Source organism: Labilithrix sp., from assembly GCA_019637155.1.
Lineage (GTDB): Bacteria > Myxococcota_A > Polyangia > Polyangiales > Polyangiaceae > Labilithrix.
Genome location: JAHBWE010000002.1, coordinates 342227 through 368873 on the forward strand (window position 1 = coordinate 342227; position 26647 = coordinate 368873).

Genomic DNA, 26647 nt, shown 5'->3' on the forward strand with positions numbered 1-26647 from the left:
GTGGCGCGGCGCTCGTCGAGACATTCTTTTTAAGGGCCTCGCACGAGTATCCGGCCGTTCGCTACGCCTTTGGTCTGGGGCGCTGGCAGGATCTGCCTTTTGCCACGCTGTCGACGAGATGCACGATTGTCACGTCCCGCCGTCGAGGGCGACGACGAGCGAGGGGGCGGAGGCGCCTTGGACGGAGCCGGCGCCGCCGGGGCCGGCGTTGAGCACGCTCGCGTCGTCGATGACGACGCGGGCGTTGCCGAGGGTGACCCAGCCGTAGGAGGGGCCGCCCGCGCCGTCGCCGCCTTTGCTGCCTGGTGCGCCCGCACCGCCGGGGCCGCCGGCGGCGCCGCCGGGCGCGGGTTGATCGTTGCCGAGGACGCAGGTGCATGCGGGACCGGTCGGTCCGCTCTGGGAGATCGTCGTCAGGCAGCTCGTCGGAGCTCCGGCCTTCGGCGCGCTACCTCCGGTGCCGTCGCCGCCCTTGCCGCCCACGCTCCCGTTCCCGCCGCCTCCCGCGAAGAGCGTCGTGTGCTCGATGGTGACGGTGCCATCGAGTGCGAGGAGCGCGATCGATGCGCCGCCGCCGCGTCCCGCCTTGCCGCCCGCGCCTCCGGCGCCGCCGCAGCCGCACTCACCCTTTGCGCCCTGCCGATTCTCGTTGAGTCCTCCGCAGAAGCCCCCGCCCGTGTTGCACTCGCCGCTCACCTCTCGGATGCAGGACTTCTCGGCGCCGTTTGCGCCAGGTGTGCCGTTCGCGCCGGGGGGGCCGGCCTGGCCTCCGGCGCCGTCGCTCGGGTGAAAACCGGTCGGATCGAAGAAGGCGGGGGCGGCGCCGTCGCCGTCGTTGCCCTTGGCTCCATCGGCGCCCGAGGCGCAGCCAGTGACCCCGTCGCATGCGAGCGTTGCACCCGGTGTCCCGGCCGTGGCGGCGCCGCCGTGGGCGCCCTTCGCAGCGAGGAGGCGCGCGCGGCTGATCCGGAGCGAGGCGGAGCCGCGTACGAGCATCGCGATCGACGACGTGCCGGACACGTCGCTCGGGGTCGGGGCGAGGTTGCGGTTCGTGATCGTCATCGCTTCGAACCCCATCGTCGCGCCCGATGAGGCGACGTCGATCGTCACCGCGACGGGCGCGGGAGACTCGAGGGTCGTTCGCGCGCGGAAGTCGTCCTCGCAGTCGCGACGCCAGCTCGTCTTGGAGCCCTTCCAGCCGCCCGACACGAGGATGCCGGCGTGACGTTCCGTGAGAGTGAGGGACTCGGCGTACGTTCCTTCGTCGAGGTAGACGCGCGCGACGCCTCGCGCGACGGCGAGCTCGAGGCCGTCGCTCACGGTCGAGAGAGGAAGCGACGCGGTGCCCGGTGCTCCGCTGAGCCCGAACACCACGCTGACGAAGACCCCGTCGCCCGGCACCTCGCTCGGATCGCACGGTGCGGGCGGTTCGACGATCGAGAGCGAGCCCCCCTCGGCGTCCGGTCCCGCGTCGGCGCTGGGTTCGTCGTCGGAGCTATACGACGAGCACGAAGGAAGGACAGGGATCAGCGCGCACCCGGCCATGAGCGCGCAGAAGAGCGCAGGTGTCCGGGCAATCATGCCACGAGTGTATCGTCGTCACGACGCGCGGGCGAAGATGCTGATTGCGCCGCCGCGCACCTTTGTGAGGAAGCAGTCTTGTTGCCGGCGCACGCCATCCTTCGCTGCTTCGTCGTAGCGCGTGTCGCGTACGCGTCGAAGATCGGGCGCGCTCATGCACATGCGTGACGTCGCGCCGGGGGGGAAGGTGTCGCGCCGGGGAAGGTGGTGCGCTGCGAGGCGTCGGCATTGCGCCTTCAGGCCACGAATGGGGGTGGACACCTGATGTCCCGCCGTCGAGGGAGTTGCTCTCTTCAGGCCACGGGAACGGCTGATGGTCTCTCAGCCAAGGGCGTGTGGCTGCGCCTTCAGGCCACGAACGCGGGTGGACGGCCGATGGTCTCGCAGCCGAGGTGCGCCCGTCGGGTCACGAATGGAGTGGACGGCTGATGGTCTCGTCAGTCGTGCTTCACGTTCCGCCGTCGAGGGTGGCGACGAGCGAGGGCGCGGAGGCGCCGTTGACGGAGCCGGTGCCGCCGGGCTCGGCGTGGAGCACGCTCGCTTCGTCGACGATGACGCGGACGTCACCGATGGCGACCCAGCCGTAGGAGGGACCGCCCGCGCCGTCGCCGCCCTTGCCGCCCGGCGCGCCGTTGCCGCCAGGGCCTCCGGCGTTCCCGCCGGCGGCGGGTTGATCGTTGTTGATGATGCAGGTGCATCCGGGACCGGTCGGTCCACTCTGGGTGATCGTCACGTGGCAGCTCGTCGACGCTCCGGCCTTTCCGGCGCCGCCGGCGACGCCGGCACCGCCCTGGCCGCCGACACTGCCGTCTCCGCCGCCGCCTGCAAAGAGGGTCGTGTGCTCGATGGAGATGGTGCCGCCGAGCGCGAGGAGCGCGACCGATGCGCCGCCTCCGCGTCCCCGACGGCCGCCGCGTCCGCCGTTGCCGCCGCAGCCGCACTCGCCCTTCTTGCCCTGCCGATTCTCGTCGAAGGTGTCACACAAGCCGCCGCCCGTGTTGCACTCTCCGGTCACCTCACGACGGCAGGACTTCACTGCGCCATCCGCTCCGGCCGTGCCGTTCTTGCCGGGGTTTCCGTCCTGACCGTCGGTGCCGTCGCCCAGGTGGTCGTTGCTCGGATGGACAGCGGTGCCGTTGATGCCGTCGTTGCCCTTGGTCCCATTGTCGCCCGACTCGCAGCCCTCGAGCCCGTTGCACGCGAGCGGCCCCGCGCCCGGTTCCCCCGGCGAGGCGGTGCCGCCGTTGCCGCCCTTCGCTGCGAGGAGGCGCGCGCGGCTGATCCGGAGCGAGGCAGGGCCGCGTACGAGGACCGCGATCGACGACGTGCCGGTCGTGTCCTTCGGCGTCTCGGGGAGCGCGGGGGTCGCGATCGTCATCGCTTCGAAGCCCATCGTCGGGCCCGAAGACGCGACCTTGATCGTCACCGCGACGGGCTCCGGGGACTCGAGGATCGTCTTCGCACGGAAGTTCTCCTCGCAGTCGCGGCGCCAGGTCGTCTCCGAGCCCTTCCAGCCGCCCGATACGACGATGCCGGCGTGGCGCTCCGTGAGGGTGAGCGACTCGGTGTACGTCCCCTCGTCGAGATAGACGTGCGCGACGCCGCGCGCGGCGGCGATCTCGAGGGCGTCGCTCACCTTCGCGAGAGGGAGCGCCGCGGTGCCCGGCGCTCCGGTGAGCCCGAACGCTGCGCTGACGAAGACCCCGTCACCTGGGGCCTCGCTCGGATCGCACGGGGCCGGCGGCTCGATGACGGAGATCGAACCGCCCTCCGCGTCCGTGCCCCCGTCGGCGCTGGGATCGTCGATCGGCAAGCGGAACGACGAACACGAAGGAAGGAGGGGGATCAGCGCGCACACGGCGACGAGTGCGCAGAAGATCGCAGGGGTCCGGGCGACCATGACCACGAGCATATCGTCGCCGCGACGCGCGGGCGAAGATGCGGGGACGATGCTGCGATCGTGAGCCACCGAGGAGGAAGGCTCAGCGGCACGGCTTCGCGAGGAAATCGTCGGCGTACGAGGAGGGTTGGAGCAGCGTCACCGTCCCCGCCCGCAGCGTGAGCTTTTGTTTGTGCGCCGCGCACTCCACCTTCGTGACGACGTCGTCGTTGCCGCGAAGCTTGCCGTCGTGGCCGAGGGCGCGCGCGCGGAGGCAGCGGTCCTTGTCGCCTCCGGCGGGGCGCGCGCAGTCCTTCGCCGCTTCGTCGAAGCGCATGTCGGAGCCGATGCACACGACCTCGCCGTCCTCGCCGCGGCGATACTCCGGCGCGTAGCCCGCGAGCCCGGAGCACGAGAGCGCGTCGGCGGTCGGGGCGGCTTCGCCCTTCGTCCACGGCACGGTGATGCTCGACTGCGTCCGCCCGCCGTGCATGCCGCTGCCGAAGAGGAGGAGGCCCTTGTCGTCGAACGGGACGAGCGCGACGTCGAGGCCGGGGCCGACGTCGAGCGGCTTGTTGCCGAGCACGGAGGTGCCGCCGCCGACCGTCACCGCGACCGCCTCGTAGACGGGGCAGTCGACCATCGACTTCGGCGTGGAGTAGTCGCTGAGGCACTTCGTGAGCTTGCTCTCGTGCGCGACCACGACGCCCCCGCGCGGGCTCGGCACCATCGCGACGCGCGCGACCGTCACGGGATGGTCCATCACGAGCTCCACCGTCGCCGGCTTCGACATGCGCTTCAGATCGAGCGAGCCGAACACCACCGCCGAGACGTGCCCCTTCTGTCCGTCCTCGAGGACCGAGGCCCACGCGACCGCGAGGTCGTTGCCGTCCGTCGTGACGACCACGTCGAGCGCCGTCACGCGCCCCGACGTCCGCCGCACGACCACGGGCGCCCCGATCGCCTCCCCGCGCTTCTTTTCGTACGCCGCGAGGATGAGCGTCGCGTCCCCCTCAGGCTCCGCCCACACGACCAGATCGCCCGCCGCGGTCTTGCTCCGATGCACGACCGCATCCCCCTCACCCGACCCCGCAAGCGCCACCCCCTCGACCGGCGGCTTCACAAGCTTCGGCTCCTCCACGCTCACGCTCACGCTCGCGCTCGCCGACGGCGCGGCCGAAGCCACCGCCCCCGCCGACACCACGACCGGCACTCCCGCATCCACCCCCTCACTCGACCGCTTGCACCCCACCCCACCAAGAACCAACAAAACAAAGGGCCCCCAGAAGCGGCCGCGAATGCGGGCGCGAAGCGCCCCGAGCGCACCGCGCGAGGGCCGTGTCTGGGGTGGGGGTGTCGGGGGCGAAGCCCCCGACGTTGAGAACCTCATGGAGACCCGCAGATGGATACACACCGCTCCCCCCGGCAGTCGCCCATGCACTCGATGCTCTCGAGGCACTTCTCGCCGGCGCGCTTCTGCGCCTTGCATGTGCTCGGCGCCTTCGTGCTGTGGAAGCAGTAGAACCCGACGTCGCAGTCCTCGCTCCGCTTGCACGGCGCGTCGGCGCGTCGGAGCGCGCGCTCGCAGCGGTTCGAGCCCTTGTTGCAGAAGAGGCCGTCGCTGCACGAGCCGGGGTGGCAGAGGGCGCCCTCCTTGTCGGTCGGCTGGCAGCGATCGGCCGCGCACCACAGGCCCTCCGCGCACGCGCGGTTCCGCGCATCGAAATGGAGGTCGCCCTTCGCGCACGCGCCGCCGTCCACGCCCGGCGTCGTGCACTTGCCAGGGCCCATCGTGGAGAGCCCCGCGCAGCCGAGCCCGGGCGCGCACTCCCAGTCCTCGCGGCACACCGCGCCGGCCGGCTGCCGCCCGATCACCGCGCCGTCGCACGCGTGCGCCCGCGTCGCGATCTCGGCGCGACCGCTGCGCCGGATCTCCATCATGCTCTTCACGCACTGCTCCGCCCCCGCCGGGTCGATCGCCGCGCGCCCGTTGAGGACGCTCCGCTCGAGCCGCACCGCGCAGTCACCGAGCGCCTGCTGCATGTACGTGCGCATCGAGGCCTGCGGATCGTACTCGCGCATGCACGGATCATGGAGATCCGCGTTGGAGGCGAACGTGACCTGGCAGATCATCGCCGGCGTGATCGTCGCCCCCGCGCGCAGCGGCCACCCCGGCCACGGCGGCGGCCCCGCGTCGCTCGGCTCGACGTCGGCGCGAGGAGGCGCCGCGGTCGCGTCGGGCCGCGACTCCGTGCGCGAGCACGCGGCGACGAAGGCGAAGACGAAGACGAAGAACGCGCGTCTCACGTGAGGGCCTCGAACATGATCGCGACCGCGACGGCGCCCGGATCCGCCACGCCGGCGAGCCGCGCGGACGTAGCTCGCGCGGCCGGCGCGCGCGGTCGTCATCGCCGCGGTCGCCTCCGCGCCGGCGCGTGCGGCGCGCGCGGCGTCGGCGATCGAGCCGCCGCGCTCCAACGCCTCGATCGCGGGCACGAGCGCGTCGAGCATCGTGCGGTCGCCGGTGCGCGCGCCGCCGTATCGCTCTACCGCATCGGCGCCGGCGCGGAGCGCGCCCGACCACGTCGCGGAGCGCGCTCCCGCCGCGGCGGCGAAGATCGCGAGCAGGATCCCGCTCGAGCCGCCCATCACCTTCGCGAGCCGATCCGAGATCGCGGCGGAGAGCGAGGCCTCGTCCGCGAAGGGGAGGCGATCGAGGTCTCCGAGGAGCGCGCGCGCCGCCGTCGCGAACGTGGTGCCGGTGTCTCCGTCGCCGATCTTGGCGTCGAGCGCGTCGATCGCCGCCGCGTGATCGACGAGCGCGCGACAGACCTTCTCGAGCGCCGCGCGTCGCGCGGGATGCGCCGACGGCGCGCGCTCCGGCGCGGCGAGGGCCTCGTGGAGCGGGCGCGTCGCGATCGGCACCGGGCGTCGCGCGGGCGGCCACGCGCGCGGACCGACGGGGGAGAGCAGCGCCTCCTCCATCTCGTCGTCGAGCGCGAGGAGCGACACCGAGAAGCCCTTCATGTCGAGCGACGTCATGAGCCGCTCCGGCCCGATCACGAGCGAGACGGGACGGCTCAGCGCCGAGAGCACCGCCTCGGTGACGAGCGCCATCTCGATCGGCGGCACTCCGCCGAGGTTGTTGATCAGCACCGCGACGCGATCGCCCCCGCCGAGCGGCGCCTGCACGCGCTCCGTCATCTCGCGCACGAGCGCGCGCACCGGCGCGAGCGGCACGACCTTCGCTCCCGGCTCGCCGTGGATGCCGAGCCCGAGCTCCACCTCCTCTGCGCCGAGCCGCTCCGCGAACGGCTGGCCCGGGATCGAACAAGAGGAGAGGGAGATGCCGATCGACCTCGTCGCGCGGACGACGCGCTCGGCCGCGGCCTTCACCTCGGCGAGGCTCTTGCCCGCGCGCGCGGCGTGGCCCGCGACCTTGTGCACGAAGAGCGTGCCCGCGATGCCGCGCGGCCGGAGCGCGCCTTCGATCGCGACGTCGTCGCCGACGACCACCATCTCGACGTCGCGTCCGAGCGCGCGCGCCTTCTCCGCCGCGAGCCCGAAGTTCAGGCGGTCGCCGGTGTAGCTCTTCACGACGAGGAGGCAGCCGGCCGGCCCCGTCACCGCGAGGATCGCGGCGAGCACCGCGTCGACGCTCGGCGACGCGAAGATCTCGCCGCAGACCGCGGCGGTGAGCATGCCGTCGCCGACGAACCCGGCGTGCGCGGGCTCGTGGCCGGAGCCGCCGCCGGAGACGATCGCGACGCGGCTCGGATCGACCTCGCTCCGGAGGACGACCTTGATCGCGGGGAAGCCGTCGAGGCGCGCGAGCGCGCCGCCGCCGAGCGCGACCGCGGCGTCCACCGCCTCGGTCACGATCGCGGCGCGATCGTTCATGAAGTGCTTCATCGCTCGCATGCTAGAACAACGACGCGATGACGACGCGACGGTCCATCACCGCGCACTGGCTCGGCCGGATCGGCTACGACGAGGCGCACCGGCTGCAGGAGCGCCTCGTCGCGGCGCGCGTCGCGGGCGAGATCGGCGACACGCTGCTGCTCCTCGAGCACGACGCCGTCATCACGCTCGGCCGCAGCGCGAAGAGCGAGCACATCGTCGTCTCGGAGCAAGATCGCGAGGCGAAGGGCGTCGCGCTCTACGAGACGGGCCGCGGCGGCGACGTGACGTTCCACGGGCCCGGGCAGCTCGTCGCGTATCCGATCCTCGATCTGAAGCCCGATCGCTGCGACGTCCGCCGCTACGTCGCCGACCTCTGCGCCGTGATGAGCGCGCTCGCGGCGGAGCACGGCGTCGCGTCGAGCATGCTCCCGAACCTCATCGGCGTCTGGGTGGACGAGAACGCGCCGTCGAGCCTCGACGTCGATCGCGCGAAGGACGCGGCGATCGGCGTCCCGACCGACCTGCAGCTCGCGAAGCTCGGCGCGATCGGCGTCCGGCTCTCGCGCTGGGTCACGATGCACGGCTTCGCGTTCAACATCACGACCGATCTGTCGGCGTCCGGCTTCGGCCTCATCGTCGCGTGCGGCATCCGCGAGCTCGGCGTCACCTCGCTCGAACGCCTCGGCGTGAAGACGCTCCCCACGGTGGAGGAGGCCGCGCGCGCCTCGCTCCCCCACTTCGCGCGCGTCTTCGACGCCGACGTGACCCTCACGTCCGCGCCGCCGTAGCCTCAGCGCAGGGGAATCACGGCGCCGACCGGGCGGTGGTCGGAGGCGGTCGTGTTCGGGACCCAGCCGTGGAGGGTCTTGCCCATGCCCTTCGCGCGGTAGATGAAGTCGATGCGGCGGAGCGGGACGTTCGCCGGCGCGGTGTAGCCGAAGAAGCGGTGCTTCTCCTTGTAGGCGTCGACGAAGCCTGCGCTCGTGAGCGCGCCGCCGATGTCTGCGCCCGGCTTCTCGTTGAAGTCGCCGGTGATGATCGCGCGTCCGGCGCGCGCGCCGAGCGCGGTGAGGAGCTTCTTGCCCGTCGCCTTGCGCTCGTCCTCGTGCAGGCTCGCGTGCATCGTCACGAAGGTGACGGTCTCGCCCTTCGCCGTGATGTCCGCGACCGCCGCGACGCGAGGCTCGAAGCCGCCGCCCGACTTCGTGTGACCGTCGAGGCGCACCGTCCTCTTCGCGCCGATCGGGTACTTCGAGAGGATCGCGACGCCGTACTTGCCGCCGTCGTAGTCGAACGCCGGCGCGTAGTACGCGTGCGGCATGTTCGTGAGCTCCGAGAGCTCCTCGGTCTGACGCTGCCCCTTGCTCCGCTTCGTGCCGTCGTCGACCTCCTGGAGGCCGAGGATGTCCGGGTTGCTCTCCCTGATCACCGCCGCGATCTTCGCGAGGTCGAGGCCGGTGAGCTCACCGTGCTTGATGTTGTACGTCATGACGCGGAGCGAAGCGGCGCCCGTCGCGGCCGAGGTCGAGACCGCCGTGAGGTCGGACTCGCTCGGCGGGATCGCGGAGGGATCCTCTTCCTCCTCCGCGCGCGGGTCCGGCATCGTCGCGAGCGGCGCGCCCTCGTCTTCGTCGGCCTGGTCGATTGCGCAGCCAGTTGCGCAGAGGAGAGCGAGGAAGAGGAAGGAGCGCGTCGTCATGTCCTCCCAAGGAGCAATGGTCGGACCAAGACTTACATCTGCACTATCAAGTAATTTCAAGTAGTTAAATTGCGCAACCCGGGATCGGATCGAACCCGGGCCCTGGTCACGGAGCCGGCGGCGGCTTCGACATGCGCTGTCGTTCGAGCATGCGGAGGTACATCTTCGCCTGCGAGTTCTCCGGCTCGAGCTGGATGACGTGACGCCAGTGCTCCTCCGCGCTCGTCGTCTCTCCGAGCGAGAGGAGGATGACGCCGAGCTGCAGGCGCGCGGGCACGTAGTTCGGCTTCGTCTGCACCGCCGCCTCGTAGTGGACGCGCGCGCCGGGCAGATCGTTGATCTCGCGGAGCAGCGCGCCGAGCTTGGTCTGCAGATCGGCGAAGTGCGGGCAGAGCAGGATCGCCTTCTCGTACTCCGCGATCGCTTCGCGGAGGAGGCCGGCGTCGTAGTAGGCCTGCCCGACGTCGGCGTGCATGTTGGCGATCTTGCCGCGCGCGAAGGGGTCGAGGCCCTGCGTCGTGCCGCTCGGCCCGACCTTGATCTTCGCGTAGACCTCGCGCGCCTTCTCGTATTTGCCGCGATCGTTGTACGTGACGGCGAGGTTCAGCGCGGCCTCGGTGTACGCGGGGTTGATCTCGAGGGCGCGCTCGAAGTGGCGCTCGGCGACGACGAAGTTGCCGCGCGAGTGGGCGATGACGCCGAGCATGTCGTGGACGTCGGCGTAGCGATCCTCTTCCTCGAGGACCATGCGGAGCATTTGCTCGGCCTTCTCGAGCTCGCGCTTCGCGTAGTGCTCGCGACCGAGGACGAGGAGCTGCTTCACGCGTTCGTTCATTTTCAAGAACTTACCTCGGCCATTCGGGCGGGAAACCCCCTGGTTGCGTCGCCTCCGGTCAGCGGCTATGTGGGCCGCCGGCCCGCTCCGCCGAGAAACGAAGCAATGTCGCAGGAAAGCCCCGATTCCGAGCTCGAGGAGGAGCGCGCCCCGGACTCCGCGCCTGACTCGGCTGCGGACGCTGCGGACGAGGAGGAGGAGCCGGTCGCGTCGAAGCCGGCGCCGACGCCGTCGAAGCCGACGCCGTCGAAGCCGGAGAAGGGACCGCCCCCGTCGCTGCGTCTTCGGCGGCTCCCGCCGCTGAAGCCGGATCGGACCCGTCTCTACACGTTCGGCGCGATGGGCCTCCTCGTCGCGACCGGCGTCGGCCTGATGATCGCGTCGCCGAAGCGGTTGGGCATGACGCCGCCGCCGCTCGCGCTGACGAGCGGCGAGGTCGGCGACGACGCGGGCGCGGGCGCGGTCGCCGCGGTGACGATCGACGCCGGCACCATCGCGAAGGAGGCGGCGCCGGTCGTGCGTCCTCCGCCGGTGTGGCGTGTCGCGAGCATGAAGGACGAGGCGGGCGTCGACGTCGTCGAGGGCACGTTCGGGAAGAAGGGCCTCGTCGCGGCGCTGACGGCGGCAGGCCTCACGCGCGCGGAGATCAAGCGCCTCAACCGCGCCTTCGAGGACGTGAAGCACATCGACCGTCCCGGCGCGAACGACAAGTTCGTCCTCGCGAAGGACAAGAAGGGGAGCGTGCTCGCCTTCGAGTACATCACGTCGCCGTACGACGTGTGGCAGGCGCGCGTCGATCCCGCCGACCTCGCCGACGCGGCGGCGAAGGAAGCCGACGCCGGCGCGACGCCGAAGGGCAAACCTCCGCCGCCGCCCGACCTCGACGCGAAGAAGCTCGCGCTCTTCGTCGAGCACAAGCGCGTCGGCTCGGCGATCGTCGTCGCGGCCGACCTCGCGAAGACGATCGCGGCCGCGAACATGCGCCCCGAGCTCGTCGACGAGATCGACGACGCGCTCGAGGGCCACGTCGAGGACGGCATCCGCCCCGGCGCGCGCATGCGCGTCGTCTCGACCGAGGACTGGGTGGAGGGCGTCTTCGCGAAGGTGAAGCTCGAGGCGATCGAGATGGCGCCCCGCGCCGGCAACACGATCCGCGTCTACTACTACGAGCGCGGCCCCGACGTGGACGGCCCGGCGAAGCAGCGCCCGGCGGCCGGCTTCTACGACGCAAAGGGCCGCCAGCCGTACCACGGCCAGTTCCGCCCACCGCTCCAGCTCTCGCGCATCACGTCGCGCTTCAACCCGAACCGCATGCACCCGGTCCTCCACGTGGTGATGCCGCACAACGGCGTCGACTTCGCGGGCTCGACCGGCACCCCCATCTTCGCGTCCGCGGCGGGCACGGTGACGAGCGCCGGCGACAGCGGCCCGTGCGGAAACATGGTCTCGATCGATCACGGCGGCGGCATCACGACGGCCTATTGCCATATGAGCAAGATCGCGCCCGGCATCCGCTCGGGCGTGAAGGTGGAGTCGCGCCAGAACATCGGCTTCGTCGGGATGACGGGCCGCGTGACGGGCCCGCACCTCCATTTCGTCGTGAAACGAAATGGCCAATTCATCGACCCGATGTCGCTGAAGATGGACGGCGTCCGCGTCCTCCCGCCTGCCGATCGCGAGTCCTTCGCCCGAAAACGCGCCGACCTCGACGCCGTCCTCGACGCCGTCGCGCTCCCCGCCGCCCCGAGCGAAAAAGAGGCCCCTCCGGACGTCGAAGAGGACAAGGACCTCCACGAGTAGCCGCCCTCGCACCCGAGCTCCGCGGCGGAGTCGCGCGCGTCACTGCTTGCGCATGCGGCGGACCGCGGAGGTCGTCGTCCAATAGATGTACTCTGCATCGAGTGCGATGCCCATCGCTGGCTGCGTCCGCTGATCGTCGGCGATCACCACGGGCTCCGGCGCGCAGCCGGTCACCGGGCAGCGGACGAGGCGCGTGCGCGTGGACTCGTACCAGTAGACGTGTGTGCCGTCGCTCACCGGGCGCAACGCCGCCGACGACGAGCCGATCTTCCGCACGTTGGGCGCGCTGCAGTTGGCGATCGGACAGGTCAGCACCGCCTTCCCGACGCCGTCGACCCAGAAGACGTCCTTGCCGTCCGTGCTGACGTCGTGGCTGCCCGGTCCCACCTCCTGCGGCGTGCAGCCCTCGAGGTTCGCGCAGCGATAGAGCTTCTGGATGAAAGGAGCCGCCCAGAAGGCGAAGGTGCCGCCGACCGCGATGCTCGTGCCGTCGACGTTCGTCGTCGTCAGCGTCTGGGTCGTGAGCGTGTTGCACGCCGTGCGCGGGCAGCGGCGGAGGGCGCTGCCGCCGATCCAGACGAGGTGCGTGCCGTCGTAGCCGAGCGCCCTCAAGAAGCTCTCGTTCGACACGATCGACTTCGGCTGCTCGCACCCTCCGACGTTGCAGCCGTGGATCGCGCCGTTGAAGTAGTCCGGCCAGTAGACGATGCCGCCGGCGACGACGATCGAGCTCGCGTTCCCGGTGCCGAGCACGAGCGGCGCGCCGCTGCAGCCCGTCTTCGGACACTGGTAGATGGTCCCCGCGCCCGACTCGACCGCGAAGTACACGTTCGCGTCGTCGACCGTGATCGTCGTCGCCTGGACGAGGCCGGTCGCGAGCGTCTCGAACGTGCACGGTCCGTCGCACGACGTCGGCGGCGCATCGACGTCGGCGGCGGCGGCGTCGATCGGGACCACCACCGTCCCGCCGTCGGGCAGCGTGACGACGACCGTGTCGGCGTCGGGCGTCGTCGGCGCGCCCGCGTCGTTCACCTCCGCGACGCGGAGCTCCGCGCAGGCGGCGACGAGCGCGATCGCGACGACGACGAGCCCCCGCTTCATCGTCTACTTCTGCGCGAGCGGGCGGCCGTGCCCGGGTCCGAGGATGTCCGCCATCTTCGCCTTCGGATCGAAGACATGGACGTGGGGCGGGTGATGGCACTCGAGGCACATCTCGGGGCCGGGGCGCGCGACGGGGATCTTCGCCTTCGGGTCCGCGGCGTGGAGCGAGCCCGGGCCGTGGCAGACCTCGCACTGCACGTTCTTGAGATCGGCCACGTGCGTGACGGTGCTGCCGCCCGGCTTGTCGTAGCCGGTCACGTGGCAGCTCACGCAGTCGAGGTTCGCCTCCTTGAAGTCCTTCTCGAGGGTGGGGTAGGCGGTCGCGTGTTTGGTCTTGTCCCAGACGTTGCGCGGCTCCTCGTGGCAGTTCGTGCACATGTCGACGCCGACGTATGCGGGCTGTCCCTTCGCGACGGGAGGAGGTTTCTTGTCCTTGAAGGCGATCTTGTTCTCGTCGTTCACCTTCTTGTAAAATGCATTCATCTGCGATTTGACCGCCTCGTCGACGCCGAGCTGGTCGCGGATCTCGCGCATCGAGTAGCGGAAGAAGCTGCCGGTCTTCGGCGGCGGCGCCTTGTCGAGCGCGTCGCGTTCGCCCTCGAGGCGCGCGACGTCGGCCTTGCGGTCGGCGACGTCCTTCGCCGCGACGCTCTTGTCGCCCTCCCACTGCGCGATCTTCCCGCGGAGCTCGTCGATGCGGCCGTTCAGCTCCTCGCGCTTGCGCATGCGATCGAGGCCGGTGCCGTCGGCGAACCTCACGAGGCCGCCCGCGCCGGCGTCGTCGCGGAGGTGGAGATCGAGCACGCCCACCGTCTGGAGGTGGTTCGCGGTCTCGACCACGAGGACGTCGCCGATGCGCTCCGGCGGCGCCGGCTTCGTGTTCTCGTCGCCGCGCGCGCCGGTCGAGCCGACGAGGATCGCGGTCAGCTCCGGCACCTCGTCCGCGATGCGCTTCGCCTCGCCGCGCCCTACCGCCGCGAGCGCGACGAGCACCTGCGCCCCGTCCTTCGTCAGCGCGGCGGCGGCCTCCTTCACCGCTGGCGCCGCGGGCGCGGACGTGATCCCTTCGAGCGGCGTCGTCACGTGCTCGGCCTTGTCGGGCGCGGCGACGCCGATGAGGCCGACCTTCAGCTTGCCGATCGTGACGAGCTTCGACTTCGTCGCGCCGGGCGCGCCGGTCACGTTCGCGGCGAGCATCGCGGCGCCGCTCGTGGCGCGCAGCTCGTCGAGCTCCCCGGGGCCGCCGAGGAACCCGTTGCGTGACGGCGCGAAGGCGGCGAGCTCGAGCGTCTTCATCGCGGCCGCGATCGTCCGCGCCTTCGCGAGCTCCTGGTTCTTCCGCTCCTCCGCGACCTCCATGTCCATGAAGAAGAGGGGACCGGAGGACACCGTCACGAACGCGGGGGCCGTCTTCTTCTCCGTCGCGACGAGCGCGCCGAAATGGTCCATCCCGCCGAGCTGGTCCTTCACGCAGCCGCACGGCTCGAGCGCGCCGGCGAGATCCGAGACGAGATAGAGGCGAGCGTCGGGCGGCGAGATGGCGGCGGCGCCGTCACCCTCCGGCGTCCGCGGCGACTTGCAGCTCTCGCAGGCCGCGAGGAGGCCGACGCACGCCAGAACGCTCGCGAAAAGAACCGCCGTCCTCACCGCCGGCGAGCTTATCGCAACGCCCGAAATCGCTTCACGCATTCGTGACATACGACGGCGGAATCGCTACCATTTCGCCTTCGTGAGCGCGAATCGAAGATTCGGCCCGTTCATCCTCGACGCGCGTATTGCCGTCGGTGGAACGGCGGAGGTCTACCTCGCGCATCCGGCCACCGAGGCCTCGGACCTCCCGCAGAAGCTCGTCGTGAAGCGGCTGCTCCCGCACTTCGCGGGCGATCCGGAGGGCCGGACGATGTTCCACCGCGAAGCGCGGCTGCACGCGGCCGTCACGCACGAGAACGTCGTCACCGTGTACCACGCCGGAACGGACGAGCGCGGCGAGCCCTACCTCGCGATGGAGTACATCGAAGGGGTCGACGGCTACCGCCTCCTCCGCAAGCTGCGGCAGGAGGGGGAGTTTCTCCCGATCGGCGTCGCGATCTACATCGCGCGCGAGATCCTGCGCGCGCTCGAGAGCGTGCACGCCGCGCTCGATCCCGAGTCGGGCGGCGCGCTCGGCATCATCCATCGCGACGTGAGCCCGTCGAACATCTACCTGTCGAAGGACGGCACGGTGAAGCTCGGCGACTTCGGCATCGCGCGCTCGACCACGCGCGCGACGCTGCGGAGCGAGGCGGGCCACGTGCTGAAGGGGAAGTTCGCGTACCTCTCGCCGGAGCAGGTCGCGGGTGAGACGAGCGATCAGCGCGCGGACCTCTTCAGCCTCGCGACCGTCCTCGCGGAGATGCTGCTGAACCGCCCGCTCTTCCCCGGCGGCGGCCAGCTCGCGATCCTGCTCGCGATCCGCGACTGCAAGATCGACGCGCTCGAGGAGATCAAGCCGCGCCTGCCGCCCGGCCTCTTCGAGGTCATGGAGCGCGGCCTCGCGCGCGCGCCGTCGCAGCGCTTCCCCGACGCGGCCGCGTTCGCGGCTGCGCTCGCGCCGTTCGAGGCCGACAAGCGCCTCGCCGCGCGCGAGATCGCCGCGCGCGTGCGCTGGGTGAAGGCGCACGGCTCCTCCGACACGAAGCTCGTCGCGCAGCGTGACAGCGCCGCGATGCGCGCGGTCGCGGTCGAGTCGCCGCGCGTCCCCTCGGTGAAGATCCAGGCGACGCGGCAGAGCGGGGGCGTGCCTCGCGCCGTCGTCACGCGCGAGGAGGCGGAGGCCTCCGATCCCGGCAGGCCGTCCGAGCAGAAGACGATGGAGTATCAATTCCTCCCGTCGCGCGTGCTCAAGAAGGACGGCACCGAGCTCGGTCCGTGGACCTTCGCGAAGCTGATGGAGGGGCTCGCGACGGGGCAGGTCGAGCGCGGCGATCGCGTCGACTTCATCGGGCGCGGCTTCCGCCTCGTCGAGGACATGGAGGAGTTCGCGCGCTTCTTCCCCGCGCCGCCGTCCGCCTCGTCGACCGCGCAGATCCAGGGCCCGGGCGCGCCCGACCTGAAGGACCAGATCGGGCCCGACACGATCCTGAAGATGCTCATGCTCGTCCTCGCGCAGAGCGAGACCGGCGTGCTCTTCGCGGAGCGGGCGAAGCTCGATCCGTCGTCGATGCAGGAGCCGCCGGAGTCGCGCGGCGGGCGCAAGGAGCTCTACTTCGTCTCCGGGAAGCTCCATCACGTCGCGACGAGCAACTCGCACGAGCTCCTCGGCGAGTACCTCGTCCGCAAGGGCAAGCTCGGACGCGAGGAGCTCGACCTCGCGCTCGCGGTGCTCCCTCGCTACAGCGGCCGCATGGGCGACACGCTCATCTCGATGGGCCTCGTCGGCCCGGTCGACATCTTCCGCGCGATCCGCGACCAGGGCCGCGATCGCGTCGCGGACCTGTTCCTCTGGCGCGGCGGACAGCTCTCCTTCTACCGCGGCCACACCGCGCCCCACGTCGAGTTCCCGCTCGACCTCGAGCTGCCCGCGCTCATGCTCGCCGGCCTCGAGACGGCGAAGCCCGGCGACGCGATCATCAACGAGCACCGCGACGACCTCGATCGCAACCTCGGGCCCGCGCCGCCGCGCGACGACCTCATGGCGTTCGAGTCCGTGATCTGGCCGCCGGCGGTGACGAACGTGCGCGAGCTCGTCCGCCGCCCGACCAAGCTCCGCGATCTCATGCAGTATGCAGCGAAGCACCGCTCCTTCCCGCCCGGCGACATCCTCCGCGCGATCGAGATCCTCCTCGCGGCGGGCCTCCTCGAGTGGGAATGACGGTCCTCGAAGACCTGGTGAAGCTCCTCGCGCTGGAGCGGATCGAAGAGAACCTCTTCCGCGGCCAGAGCCAGGACCTCGGCTGGGGCACCGTCTTCGGCGGCCAGGTCGTGGGGCAGGCGCTCTCGGCCGCGGCGCAGACGGTGCCGAAGGAGCGGCACGTCCACTCGCTCCACGCGTATTTCCTCCGCCCCGGCGACGTCTCGCGGCCGATCGTCTACGACGTCGATCGCATCCGCGACGGCTCGTCGTTCACGACGCGGCGGGTGGTGGCGATCCAGAACGGCAAGCCGATCTTCAACCTGTCGTGCTCCTTCCAGAAGGACGAGCCGGGCTTCGAGCATCAGGAGCCGATGCCGGAGGCGCCGCCGCCGGAGACGGTGAAGCGCGATCAGGATCGCTTCGCCGCCTTCGCCGATCGCCTCCCCGCCTTCGTGCGCGAGCGCGCGGTGGCGGAGCGTCCGATCGATCTCCGCATCGTGGGCGAGGAGGACGATCCGTTCCTCCCGAACCCGAAGTCGGCGCGGCGCATGGTCTGGCTCAAGGCCGCCCACGCGTTGCCGGACGATCCCGCGCTCCACGCGTACCTCCTCGCGTACGCGTCGGACTTCGCGTTCGTGACGACGGCGATGCTCCCGCACGGCAAGACGTGGCTGACGCCGGGGATGCAGGTCGCGAGCATCGACCACGTCATGTGGTTCCATCGCCGCCTCCGCATCGACGAGTGGCTCCTCTACGTGATGGACTCTCCCGCCGCGCAAGGCGCGCGCGGCCTCGCGCGCGGGCTCGTGTTCACTCGGGACGGAGCCCTCGTCGCCTCGTCCGCGCAAGAAGGCCTGATGCGCCAGCGCTGACTCGAGCCGCCGGCGTCACTCTCCCGCGTCACTCTCCCGCGTTGGCGCGGTACCAGGCGAGGACCTTCGCGTCGACGCGCGTGATGTGATCGAGGCCCGAGTCGGGATCGGGCTCGCGCGCGACGCCGACGAGCTTGTGTGTGGTCTGGCCGTCCTCGACGAGGAAGAAGCCGGCGCCGGAGTCGCCGCCGTGCGAGAAGAGCGGCACGCCGAAGCCGTGGTCGTAGCCCATGTCCGTCGTCGACCGGACCTCGAGGCCGTCGACCGCCTCGAGCGGCGCCTCGCGCTCCTCTTCTTGCCGCACCGCGGTCGCGACCTTCACCGTCGCTCCCTCGTCGACGCGCGCGGTGACGTCGGTGAGGACGCCGTACTGCGCGAGCTCGATCGGCTCGTCGAGGGTGAGGAACCCGAAGTCCGGCTCGGCGACGTCGAGGAAGCGGTCGCTCATCGGCGTGGGGTTCGAGGCGGTCACGCGCGGCGCGCCGTCCGCGAGCGGGGCGATGACCTGGTAGTCGTGGAAGCGGCGGCGCTCGAGGCAGTGGCCGGCGGTGACGACGCGGTCCTTCGCGACGAGGGTGCCGGTGCAGAAGTACTCGTTGTCGTCCTCGTCGAGCATGAGGACGAGGACGGACTCCTTCAGGACCTCGAGCGTGGCGCGCGGGGCCTGCTTCGGTTGCGGCCTGTTCGGCTCAGTGGTGCTGCTGCTTCCCGACGGCGGAACGATGGTCCCGGCCTGATCCGCAGGCAGCTCCGGATCGGGCGCGTGATCGATGCATCCGGCGAAGAGGGTGGTGCCGAGGGCGACGAGCAGAAGCCGAGCGCTTCGCATGGAGCGCGAGAGCAGCAAGGAGCAGGCCGGCCGCTGACCCCACAAAATGCCGTTGAAGATGGGGTGGATCGCCGGTGTTGTGCCTGCGTGGATGTGCCAGCTGAGCCAGGATCGGAGCAGCGGCGATCGATTCGATCGCGATGACGAGGTCAGGGCTTGAAGAACGCGCCGTCGGGCACGCCGAAGGTGTTGGCGACGGAGCCTCCGCCGCTCCAGACGAGCATGCCGCGCTCGGTCCAGAAAGCGAAGTGGCTGCCACGCCCGATGGGCGCACGCGCCATCGGCGTCCAGGTGTCGTTGACCGGATCGTAGAGCGCGCCGCTGTCGTTCCCGCCGTCGCCGTTGCCGAAGCCGCCCCAGACGATCACGTGGCTCCCGCTCCAGACGGCGCTGTGAAAGACGCGATAGCCCGGAGACCGGACGGAGGAGAGCTTTCTCCACCGCTGCGTTGCGGGGGCGAACGCGGCGCCGTCGGAGCACTCGTCGACGCATCCGCTGCCTCCCCAGACGATCATCTCCGTGCCGGTCCAGACCGCGGCGTAGTTGGCGCGGTAGCCCGGCGCGCCGTCCATCGAGATGGTCCGCCACGTCTTGGTCGTCGGATCGTAGAGCGCGCCGTCGTTCAGCGCGCCCGGAACGGAGCCGGGCCCGAGCCCACCCCAGACGAGCATCTCGCGCCCCGTCCACAGCAGCGTGGGCTGCTTGCGAGGGCTCGGCGTCTCCGCGGTGACGGGGATCGGCTCCCACGCGTCGAGGACAGGATCGTAGGACGCGCCGTCGTTGAAGACGTTCACCGCGTGTTCGCCGCCCCAGACCAGCAGCCGCTCTCCCGTCCAGACCGCCGCGTGTTTGTATCGCGGCGACGGCTGGTTCGTCTTGGAGAGTGTCGACCAGCGATCGGCGCGTGGGTCATAGGCGTAGCCGACGTCGCAACCGCCGCCGCCTCCCTCTTCCGGCGGGCACAGGCTGCCACCCCACAGGACGAAGCGATCCCCGACCCACGACGCCGATGCACCCAAGCGACCCCGCGGCGCCCCGTTCGTATTGCATCGCCGCCAAGTCTCGTCACGAATCGAAAAGACGAACCCCACACGCCACGCCTGACCCCAGAGGAACATCTCGGACCCGTTGAAGTCCGCCGCATCGGTCTCACGCGTGCCGTAGGCCTCGATGAACGCCACCGACGACCATGAGCCGACCCCCGGGTCGAGCGTATTCGAGCCACATCCGGTCATCACAAGGACCGTTCCGACGGTAAGTCCACGGACGAGCATGAGCCTCAGCGGGGGCCCTCATCGTCGCAGCAACGGATGAGGCCACCGTCTTCGAGTCGTCGATCCCGGCAGAATCCTATGCACTCGACATCTATCGTGCATGAATTGCAAGTTGAGGCTGGCGGCGGAGGAGGTGGAGTGACGGGCTCACCCAACAGATCGGGCGAGCCGCATGTGTATGCTGGACCCGTGCCCAGTCTGACAAGGCCATCCTCAGGCGTTCTCGTTGCGGATAGGAGTCGAGAGGTGGCGAGACTGGTGGCATATATTTGCGCCGAAACCCGAGCAACGAATGGTGTAAACGGCCCCGGATTATCAGCGGTATCGCACAGGAATTCTACCTGGACCTGAAATACGGAATGAGAGTTGCGATGCCCATTCTTCTCCTGCCAGAGATCTCCGCCGGAATACTGTGCCTTCGGGTGATAAAAATAGCCATCAACGCCCTTTGTGTTGTGACGTGCATTGATGCCGTTAATGTCCTGCCACGCGTGCCACGACTCGTGAACGAAGTTGGCTGCGCGATTGGTTACACTGTGCACGCCGTACGAACCCACGCCTGAGTACAATACACATGCGGACGTAACGAGATTTACGGCGAAGGGGCGGTAGGTGAAGCGAGATTCCGCGTCGCGACCGGGTAGCACGTCCTTCATGCGGTGCTCAAATTTGTCATGCCACCTTCCGCCCCGATCAAGCGCTCTGGCGGCTTCGAGATAGTCGCGCTCGGGGTCATGGAACGCCTGCGGACCGAAGGTCGGTCGCCCAAACATGTTTCCTCGCCAAATCAGATACACCGCATTCCAGTGTTTTGCGTACTCGAGCGTCGTATTGCACGCGGCATGGTACCCGCGTGTGCGCCACTCCTCCTCTTCGATATTGAACTCTTTCGCATTCCATTGCGGGAAGCGAACGTCGCAGCCATGAACCGCGAAGACAGCCGAGTCGGTCAGTGTCATCGCCATTGGGGTACAGTCCGCGAAGGCGGCGTGCGGTATCATCAAGATGCCGCCCATCGTGAGTAGAACGAGTCCAACGCTAGCCGAGCGCACGGTTTTCATTTCGCGTCCTCCATTGGGGGCTGGCTCGCTTCCGGATGAAGAGAAAGGAACGTCGCCAATCGTTCGTCGAACGACGATCCGCTGTTCAGATCACGGTTTTCAAATCGATCGAGCCAATACTTCTCTTCCGGAGCGAGTAGCGTACCCAGCTGACTTCGAGCCGTTGGGCCTCCGTTTCGGAGGTGAGCACGGACAGCTTCGCTTCGCACCATGGTCGCCGGATGCTCACGCACGAGTCGCAATACCTCGCTACGACTGGTGGGCGTATCAATCAGCGAAAGACCGATGGCGGCGATCATTTGAAGCTGCGCGAGCGAACCCGCTTCTACGGGCATGCCATCAGGAAAAATGCTGTGTTCGAAGACATGCCCTGTCGACGGTAGAGGTTTCCGAACGAAGGTTGTGAGGTACGATTCCGCGGCCGGCGAGCGCAAGGAGCTGAGAAGGTACAGGCTGACCATTGCATAGTCCCAGTCCTTCGAAAGCGCATCGTCGACAGCGCCTGAAAAGGCGCGTACGATCACGTCATTCTCACGCGCATTGGCCAGGGATGTCCGGAGAAGCTCTTCGTCTTCGGGGTACGAGAAGGCTGCCCATTGGATGAACTCGGCGACCTGTGTTGAGGCTTCAGACTGGGTGGTTGCAGTGAGTGGTGGTGGGGGACGACGAGCAGGAGCCTCGCCTGGCGGTGGCGGGGGCTCTCCCGTGGCGAGCGGTGTGTACAGCTGCTTCCAATTTTGAAATGGAGCTTGTTCGATTCGCACGTCCCTATCGACGATGATTCGATTGGCGAAGTAGCTGCCTACGAACTTCATCGACTCGTGCTTCTTGTCGTTCCCGAACTCCTTCTTGTCGTGCTTTTTGTCGTTCCCGAACTCCTTCTTGTCGTGCTTTTTGTCGTTCCCGAACTCCTTCTTGTCGTGCTTTTTGTTCTTCGAGCTCTTCTTTGAGTGCAAGCGATGCTTGTCTCCTCGTGTAGGCTCGTTCTTGTTCTTTAGATGCAGCGCTGCGTTTGATGCGACGATCGAGCCGCTGAAGCCTTCGCGCACCTTTACGGTCGATCGTCCCAGGTATGCCACCAGAGCATTCGCCGAGGAGTCGCCCGACGCGTTTTCCCAGCGGCCATCTGACTCGAATCGCCCGCGGACCCTGATGATGATCGGGCCTCCCGAATCGTCGAGCTCGACGTCGGCATCGTCGTCGATGATCAAGTCCTCAACGTCGTAGATGCCGGAACGAAATGCTACTTGTCCTCCTTTGGCGAGGATGCCCTTGTAGCTCCCGGGCGGGAGATCTCGATCGTCGCGTGAGCGAACTACGATGTTCTTGGTGGCAGACTTGGGGACGGTCACTCTCCAATCCGTGACTTCGATAGGAATGGCTTCGCGCTCGTAGATTCTACCTCGAACGCATGCTCGGCATCCGAGCACGGAATCTGCGGTATGCACATCGCCGCTAACGGTCGCATTTCGGTCGATGCGGACGGCTGAGACGCTCCATAGCTCGCCTTGGAGCCGTGCTTTCTCATCAACGGCGGTCTTTTCTGCTCCTGCGTTGGAGATGACGGGCGTTGATCCCTTGTCGCTCGCACGGGGCGTGGTGATCTCGACTCCTTCCTCGATTCGCAAGCCGTCATTTGCGCCGAGCGCGACTCGTGAGAGCTCGACGGAGCTGGGGAGCCGCACGAACACCTTCTCGCGACAGAGATCGCAGGTGCTCGAGTTGCCTTCTACCGTCGGTACCGCGCACGCGCACTTCGGCGGCGCCTTGAAGGCCCAGCTAAATGCCTCTGCGGTGCTGTCTTCCTGTTCGCCCTCGACATCAGTCGGTGTGAGGCTGCAGGCCAGTGGAAGGGCCGCATGAACGAGAGCCAGCCTAGCCAACCACCACGTCGAACGTTGTCCCATCGTCCCCCCCTCGGCTCTAGGATCAATTCGCGATATTCAGCCTAAGCGTGCACTATGAGAGATCCAAGAGACCGATGCAAGAGGGGCTTCGTCGCAGGCGCAGTTCAATGGGAGCACATGGTTCGAGCGGCTACACGTAGGCGAGCTCGTCGCCGGCTCGCCGCGCTAGCTGCGATTCGGCATCGCCGATGCAGACCACCTGCGCGTTTCAGCGTGGGGGAGCGGGGGCGGGGGCAGGTACGGGAGGGATGAGCGTCGGGAGGCCGCGCATCGCGGCGGCGATGAGCTGTTCGCGTGCGATGGTGCCGGAGAGGGAGTAGGGGAGCGTGACGTTGAGCGACTCGCCGCCGACGGTGACGGAGCCGTCGATGACGTAGGGGACGGGCTTCTGCGCGGTCGCGAGCGTGGCGAGCGCGTTCATGTCGCTCCAGGGCAGCGTCATCGGGACCTCGAGCATCGTCGGCTGCTGCGGCGGCAGCACGATCGGCCTTTCTACCGTGACCATCGCGAGGTCGTATTTCCCGTCGAGCTTCGCCTTGCCGGTGAACGATCGCGCGGAGAGCGTCACCGTGTTCGGGTTCGTCGCCTCGACCTTCACGACGATGTCGACCCCGGCCGGGCTCACCGCCGCGACGCGCGCTTCCTTCGGCACGATGTGCGGCGGCTCGGGCTTCTTGCAGGCGACGACGAGAGCGAGACCGAGCGCGAGGAATGCGAGCTTCACGCGGCGGGAGGATAGGGCGCACCTGAGCGAACCGCCAGCGACTCGGTCAGCGCTTCTTGACCTTGATGACGGAGCCGTCGCGATAGCCCTTGTCGAGCGTGCCGCGCGCGGCGGCGTAGACGTACGCGCCGTCGACGGCGACGGCGACCGGGGAGGGCAGCTCGGCGAGCGTCGCAGCGCCGGCGCCGTCGAGGTCGGCGCGACGGATGCGACCGTCGAGGAGATCCGGGTCTGTGCCCGCCTCCGCCCAGTAGATGCCGTCGCCGTCGACGGCGATCGCGGTGGGCGAGCGCGCGCTCGTGACGATCTCCTTCGCGTCGGTGCCGCCCCAGCGCGCGCGGTGAACGGTGCCGTTGCCGCGGTCGACCCAGTACACCCAGGTCGCGTCGACGGCGACGCCGCGCGGCTGCGGCTGGGAGGTGGCGATGGTGACGGGGTTCGTGCCGTCGATGTCGGTGCGGACGATGCGCCCGTCGCTCGAGCCCCGGCCACGCTCGCTGAAGAAGATCTTGTCGTTCCGGACCGCGATCGCGGCCGGCGACGCGAGGTCGGTCACGAGCGTCGTTCCTCCGGGCGGATCGTCGTCGTCGAGCCAGCGGCCCCGGATCTCGCCGTTCGCCGGCTGATTGCCGGCGTTGACCCAGACGACGCGCGTGCTCGTGAGCGCGAGGCGTCGCGCGCCGACCTCGGCCGGCGCGATGACCTTCGCCTCACCGCCGACGATGGGCACGCGCGTGACGCGGCCGCCGCCGAGACCCGTGTACGTGAGGTAGACGTCCGACGCGTTCACCGCGAGGCCGCTGACGTTGGAGCCTGCGTCGAACATGTCGAGCACGCAGCCCGCGTCCTCGGCGCACGTCCGCATCGGCGCGCGTGAGAGGCGGCCGTCGCGTCCGTTGTTCGTCGCGGTGCCCTGCTCGACCCAGTACACGTAGCCCGCGCGGACCGTGAGATCGGCGGGCGAGAGACGGTTGTCGGCGAGCACGCAGACGCCGGTCGCGCAGTCCTCGACGCTCGCGTCCTCTTCGATCGCGCCGCTCGACGAGGAGGACGACGACGATCCGGACGAAGACGAGGTCGACGACGAGGACGACGTCGCGCCTGCGTCCGGCGCGGTGTCCGCCACGCGCAGCTCGCTGCAAGCGACGCCGATCGCGGCGCTCGCGATCGCGAGCGCGAGGAGGGAGCGGCTCACGACGGAAGGAGGCTCGCCATGTCCGCCTCGAGCGAGGCGTAGATATGGTCGATCGTCTTCTTGCGGAGGCGGACCTTGGAGGCCTCGAACGCGGTCTTGGAGAGGCGCGTCAGCTTGGTCGCCTCCTCCTTCGCCTTCGCGAGGACCGCGTCCGCGGGCACGATCTCGTCGAGGTAGCCCGCGCGCACGGCGCCGCCGGGATCGTAGACGGTGGCGAGCAGCGTCGCCTTCGTCAGCTCGCTCTTCGCGAGGCGGTCGCGCGCGAGCTCCATCGCGAGGACCGGGACCGGCAGGCCGATCTCGACCTCGTTCAGGCCGATGCGGAACGCGCCTTCGGCGCCGACGCGGAGGTCGCCGCAGAGGACCATGAGCGCGCCGCCCGCGAGCGCGTGGCCGGTGCACGCGATGACGAGCGGGACCTTCGACGCGTAGAGCTTCATGAACAGGTCGACGCCGTGGGTGAGGAGCGCCTTCGCCGCGGCGGGGCTCGACATCATCACCTTCAGGTCGAAGCCGCCCGAGAAGCGGCCCTCGCGGCCGGCGAGGATCATCGCGCCCGCTTCGTTCTCCGCGCGCGCGAGCGCTTCGAGGATCGCGTCGATCATCGCGTCGGAGAGCGCGTTCGCCTTTCCGTCGTCCATGCGGACGACCGCGACGTTGCCTTCGAGGGTGTACGTGAGGAGCTCGCTTGCCACGCGTGCACGCTACCACGCGTCCGCGTCTCAGCGCAGCGACGTGGGAGCGGCGAGGTACTTCGCGAGGGCGTTCTTGAACTGGCCGCCGTCGGTCTTCACCGTGGTCTGGTTCGCGGCGCCGGTGCCGAAGACGGCGCCGATGCCGCCCGCCGCCGCGAACTCGTCGGCGTGGGCGAAGAGGTACTTCACCCGGTTGTCGCGGTACTTGCCGGCGGAGCCGGGAGAAGAGGAGGGGACGCCGAGCGGCATCTGCCACCACAAGAGGGGCTTGCCCGTCTTCTCGCGGAGCGTCTTCGCCCACGCGAGGTGGTTCGCGAAGTCCTTGTCGGCCCAGTAGAAGGAGCCGGCGCGCTTGCAGCTCGGATCGGTGCCGGCCTCGAAGCATCCCGCGTCGCGGTCGAGCGTCTCGAGGACGAGGATGTCCGCCTCCACCGCGCCGACCTCGTTCATGAACGCCCCGATCTTCTCCGGCTGCGAGACGCCGTTCGACGTCGCGCCGAAGCTCGAGGCCGAGAGACCGATGACGACGTTCGGGGCGAGCTTGCGCGCGAGGCGCACGATGCACTTGCCGAAGCCCCTCACGTCGGAGGGGAGGTCCTTGCACTCGGGGACGAGCGCGCCGACGCGCACCCGGACGGCGGCGGGGTCGTCGTTGCTCTTCTTCTGCGCGTAGCCCCAGAAGTCGGGCTCGACGTGGACGATCGCGCCGTCGCCGAACGCGGAGAGCTGCTCGAACATGAGGCGCACGTTCGCCCAGTACTGGGTCATGAACGAGTCGGTGTCGAACGGCGCGAGGTTGCCGTCGCCGTGCACGGCCGCCTGGTAGAGCGTGAACATCGGGATCGCGCCGTGGCGGCGCGCGGCCTCCGCCTCGAGCTTCACGTACGCGCCCTTCGGCGAGCTCCACGTCGGCCAGCCGAGGCCCGAGAGGTACATGTAGTGGATGTCGATCTTCGATCCGAGCGCGTAGCCCGCGCGCTTGTCGGCGCCGTTGCCGTCCTGATCGTTGCCGAGACCAACGAGGAAGCGGCTCGGCGCCCCGAGCTTCGCCACGACCGCGCGCTCACGCGACGGCGGAGCGGCGGCGATCGTACCGTTCGCGTGCACGGTCGTGCTCGTGACGTCGTCGTCTTCTTGCGCGTCTTCTTGCGCGTCGTCGGCCGAGCGCGGCGGTGCGGGAGGGAGCTGCGCGATCTGAAGCTCCTTCGCCGCCGGCGCGCTCGCGGTCTGCTCCTGCTCCGCCGCTTCGCCCTCGCCCTCGCCGTCGGAGGTGTCGGCGGCGCACGCGGCGAGCGCGACCATCGTGAGGAGAACGGAAGAGCGAGCGACCCACGACGAACCAATTGACCACTTCATTCACGTGAGACGCTAATGAAGCGCCGAGCTCAATCACAGCGCGAGCGTGGCGATTTGGAGCATGATTTCCCCGCGTCTCAGCGCGTGGAGCACATTTGCACTCC

Annotated in this window: 20 protein-coding genes and 1 pseudogene; 4 read left to right on the plus strand and 17 right to left on the minus strand. The window is 69.3% G+C overall.

Translation table 11 applies throughout. The features are described 5' to 3' along the window. Nucleotides 1–129 precede the first annotated feature (129 nt). The 5 genes and pseudogenes from KF837_05320 to KF837_05340 form a co-directional block, all read right to left on the minus strand. Nucleotides 130–1581, minus strand: coding sequence for a hypothetical protein (locus tag KF837_05320; GenBank protein ID MBX3226709.1), 1452 nt, complete (start codon nt 1579–1581; stop codon nt 130–132). 448 nt (nt 1582–2029) lie between these two features. Next, nucleotides 2030–3481, minus strand: coding sequence for a hypothetical protein (locus KF837_05325; protein ID MBX3226710.1), 1452 nt, complete (start codon nt 3479–3481; stop codon nt 2030–2032). 82 nt (nt 3482–3563) lie between these two features. After that, nucleotides 3564–4526 carry a hypothetical protein gene (locus tag KF837_05330; protein ID MBX3226711.1) on the minus strand — a complete coding sequence of 321 codons (963 nt, stop codon included), beginning with the start codon at nt 4524–4526 and terminating at the stop codon, nt 3564–3566. Between the two features lie 320 nt (nt 4527–4846). Then, nucleotides 4847–5767: a hypothetical protein gene (locus tag KF837_05335; protein ID MBX3226712.1), complete on the minus strand. Its 921-nt coding sequence runs from the start codon at nt 5765–5767 to the stop codon at nt 4847–4849. Beyond that, nucleotides 5764–7372: pseudogene (locus KF837_05340) on the minus strand (dihydroxyacetone kinase subunit DhaK). The gene KF837_05335 and the pseudogene KF837_05340 overlap by 4 nt, the downstream one beginning before the upstream one ends. A 26-nt stretch (nt 7373–7398) precedes the next feature. On the opposite strand from KF837_05340, the gene lipB reads away from it, so the two are divergent. Next, nucleotides 7399–8151 carry a lipoyl(octanoyl) transferase LipB gene (gene lipB, locus KF837_05345; protein MBX3226713.1) on the plus strand — a complete coding sequence of 251 codons (753 nt, stop codon included), beginning with the start codon at nt 7399–7401 and terminating at the stop codon, nt 8149–8151. 2 nt (nt 8152–8153) lie between these two features. On the opposite strand, the gene KF837_05350 is transcribed toward lipB, so the two are convergent. Both KF837_05350 and KF837_05355 read right to left on the minus strand, forming a co-directional pair. Further along, entirely contained in the window at nt 8154–9062 is a 909-nt protein-coding gene (locus tag KF837_05350; GenBank protein ID MBX3226714.1) for an endonuclease/exonuclease/phosphatase family protein, read from the minus strand. Nucleotides 9063–9168: 106 nt separating this feature from the next. Continuing rightward, nucleotides 9169–9897, minus strand: coding sequence for a tetratricopeptide repeat protein (locus KF837_05355; GenBank protein MBX3226715.1), 729 nt, complete (start codon nt 9895–9897; stop codon nt 9169–9171). 105 nt (nt 9898–10002) lie between these two features. Between KF837_05355 and KF837_05360 the strand changes: the two genes are divergently transcribed. Next, complete coding sequence (locus KF837_05360) at nt 10003–11697, plus strand: M23 family metallopeptidase (protein ID MBX3226716.1); 1695 nt, start codon at nt 10003–10005, stop codon at nt 11695–11697. 39 nt (nt 11698–11736) lie between these two features. On the opposite strand, the gene KF837_05365 is transcribed toward KF837_05360, so the two are convergent. Together KF837_05365 and KF837_05370 are read right to left on the minus strand one after the other, a co-directional pair. Continuing rightward, the gene (locus tag KF837_05365) at nt 11737–12798 is read right to left on the minus strand and encodes a hypothetical protein (protein MBX3226717.1); all 1062 of its coding nucleotides are present in this window, start codon (nt 12796–12798) and stop codon (nt 11737–11739) included. A 3-nt stretch (nt 12799–12801) separates the two neighbouring features. Next, the gene (locus tag KF837_05370) at nt 12802–14445 is read right to left on the minus strand and encodes a hypothetical protein (GenBank protein MBX3226718.1); all 1644 of its coding nucleotides are present in this window, start codon (nt 14443–14445) and stop codon (nt 12802–12804) included. 82 nt (nt 14446–14527) lie between these two features. Between KF837_05370 and KF837_05375 the strand changes: the two genes are divergently transcribed. Continuing rightward, a complete protein-coding gene (locus KF837_05375; protein ID MBX3226719.1) occupies nt 14528–16648 on the plus strand; it encodes a serine/threonine protein kinase in 2121 nt (706 codons plus the stop codon). Next, a complete protein-coding gene (gene tesB, locus KF837_05380) occupies nt 16645–17502 on the plus strand; it encodes an acyl-CoA thioesterase II (GenBank protein MBX3226720.1) in 858 nt (285 codons plus the stop codon). The genes KF837_05375 and tesB overlap by 4 nt, the downstream gene beginning before the upstream one ends. Nucleotides 17503–17530: 28 nt before the next feature. On the opposite strand, the gene KF837_05385 is transcribed toward tesB, so the two are convergent. The 8 genes from KF837_05385 to KF837_05420 form a co-directional block, all read right to left on the minus strand. Beyond that, nucleotides 17531–18331 (minus strand): trypsin-like serine protease, encoded by an 801-nt coding sequence (locus KF837_05385; GenBank protein ID MBX3226721.1) that lies wholly within the window; start codon nt 18329–18331, stop codon nt 17531–17533. 149 nt (nt 18332–18480) lie between these two features. Further along, on the minus strand, nt 18481–19350 hold the full coding sequence (locus KF837_05390) for a hypothetical protein (protein MBX3226722.1): 870 nt from the start codon (nt 19348–19350) through the stop codon (nt 18481–18483). Nucleotides 19351–19610: 260 nt separating this feature from the next. Continuing rightward, entirely contained in the window at nt 19611–20666 is a 1056-nt protein-coding gene (locus KF837_05395) for a hypothetical protein (protein ID MBX3226723.1), read from the minus strand. Further along, nucleotides 20663–22573 carry a hypothetical protein gene (locus KF837_05400; protein ID MBX3226724.1) on the minus strand — a complete coding sequence of 637 codons (1911 nt, stop codon included), beginning with the start codon at nt 22571–22573 and terminating at the stop codon, nt 20663–20665. The genes KF837_05395 and KF837_05400 overlap by 4 nt, the downstream gene beginning before the upstream one ends. 208 nt (nt 22574–22781) lie before the next feature. After that, nucleotides 22782–23297: an LEA type 2 family protein gene (locus KF837_05405; protein ID MBX3226725.1), complete on the minus strand. Its 516-nt coding sequence runs from the start codon at nt 23295–23297 to the stop codon at nt 22782–22784. A gap of 46 nt (nt 23298–23343) precedes the next feature. Continuing rightward, nucleotides 23344–24492: a hypothetical protein gene (locus KF837_05410; protein MBX3226726.1), complete on the minus strand. Its 1149-nt coding sequence runs from the start codon at nt 24490–24492 to the stop codon at nt 23344–23346. Further along, complete coding sequence (locus tag KF837_05415; GenBank protein ID MBX3226727.1) at nt 24489–25187, minus strand: crotonase/enoyl-CoA hydratase family protein; 699 nt, start codon at nt 25185–25187, stop codon at nt 24489–24491. The genes KF837_05410 and KF837_05415 overlap by 4 nt, the downstream gene beginning before the upstream one ends. 27 nt (nt 25188–25214) lie before the next feature. After that, a complete protein-coding gene (locus KF837_05420; protein MBX3226728.1) occupies nt 25215–26543 on the minus strand; it encodes a hypothetical protein in 1329 nt (442 codons plus the stop codon). Nucleotides 26544–26647 lie beyond the last annotated feature (104 nt).

Bases quoted from the DNA above. Each gene is read 5' to 3' on its own strand.
- KF837_05320 (MBX3226709.1), bottom strand. From the start codon at position 1,581: ATGATTGCCCGGACACCTGCGCTCTTCTGCGCGCTCATGGCCGGGTGC.
- KF837_05325 (MBX3226710.1), bottom strand. From the start codon at position 3,481: ATGGTCGCCCGGACCCCTGCGATCTTCTGCGCACTCGTCGCCGTGTGC.
- lipB (MBX3226713.1), top strand. From the start codon at position 7,399: ATGACGACGCGACGGTCCATCACCGCGCACTGGCTCGGCCGGATCGGC.
- KF837_05350 (MBX3226714.1), bottom strand. From the start codon at position 9,062: ATGACGACGCGCTCCTTCCTCTTCCTCGCTCTCCTCTGCGCAACTGGC.
- KF837_05355 (MBX3226715.1), bottom strand. From the start codon at position 9,897: ATGAACGAACGCGTGAAGCAGCTCCTCGTCCTCGGTCGCGAGCACTAC.
- KF837_05360 (MBX3226716.1), top strand. From the start codon at position 10,003: ATGTCGCAGGAAAGCCCCGATTCCGAGCTCGAGGAGGAGCGCGCCCCG.
- KF837_05365 (MBX3226717.1), bottom strand. From the start codon at position 12,798: ATGAAGCGGGGGCTCGTCGTCGTCGCGATCGCGCTCGTCGCCGCCTGC.
- tesB (MBX3226720.1), top strand. From the start codon at position 16,645: ATGACGGTCCTCGAAGACCTGGTGAAGCTCCTCGCGCTGGAGCGGATC.
- KF837_05385 (MBX3226721.1), bottom strand. From the start codon at position 18,331: ATGCGAAGCGCTCGGCTTCTGCTCGTCGCCCTCGGCACCACCCTCTTC.
- KF837_05395 (MBX3226723.1), bottom strand. From the start codon at position 20,666: ATGAAAACCGTGCGCTCGGCTAGCGTTGGACTCGTTCTACTCACGATG.
- KF837_05400 (MBX3226724.1), bottom strand. From the start codon at position 22,573: ATGGGACAACGTTCGACGTGGTGGTTGGCTAGGCTGGCTCTCGTTCAT.
- KF837_05420 (MBX3226728.1), bottom strand. From the start codon at position 26,543: ATGAAGTGGTCAATTGGTTCGTCGTGGGTCGCTCGCTCTTCCGTTCTC.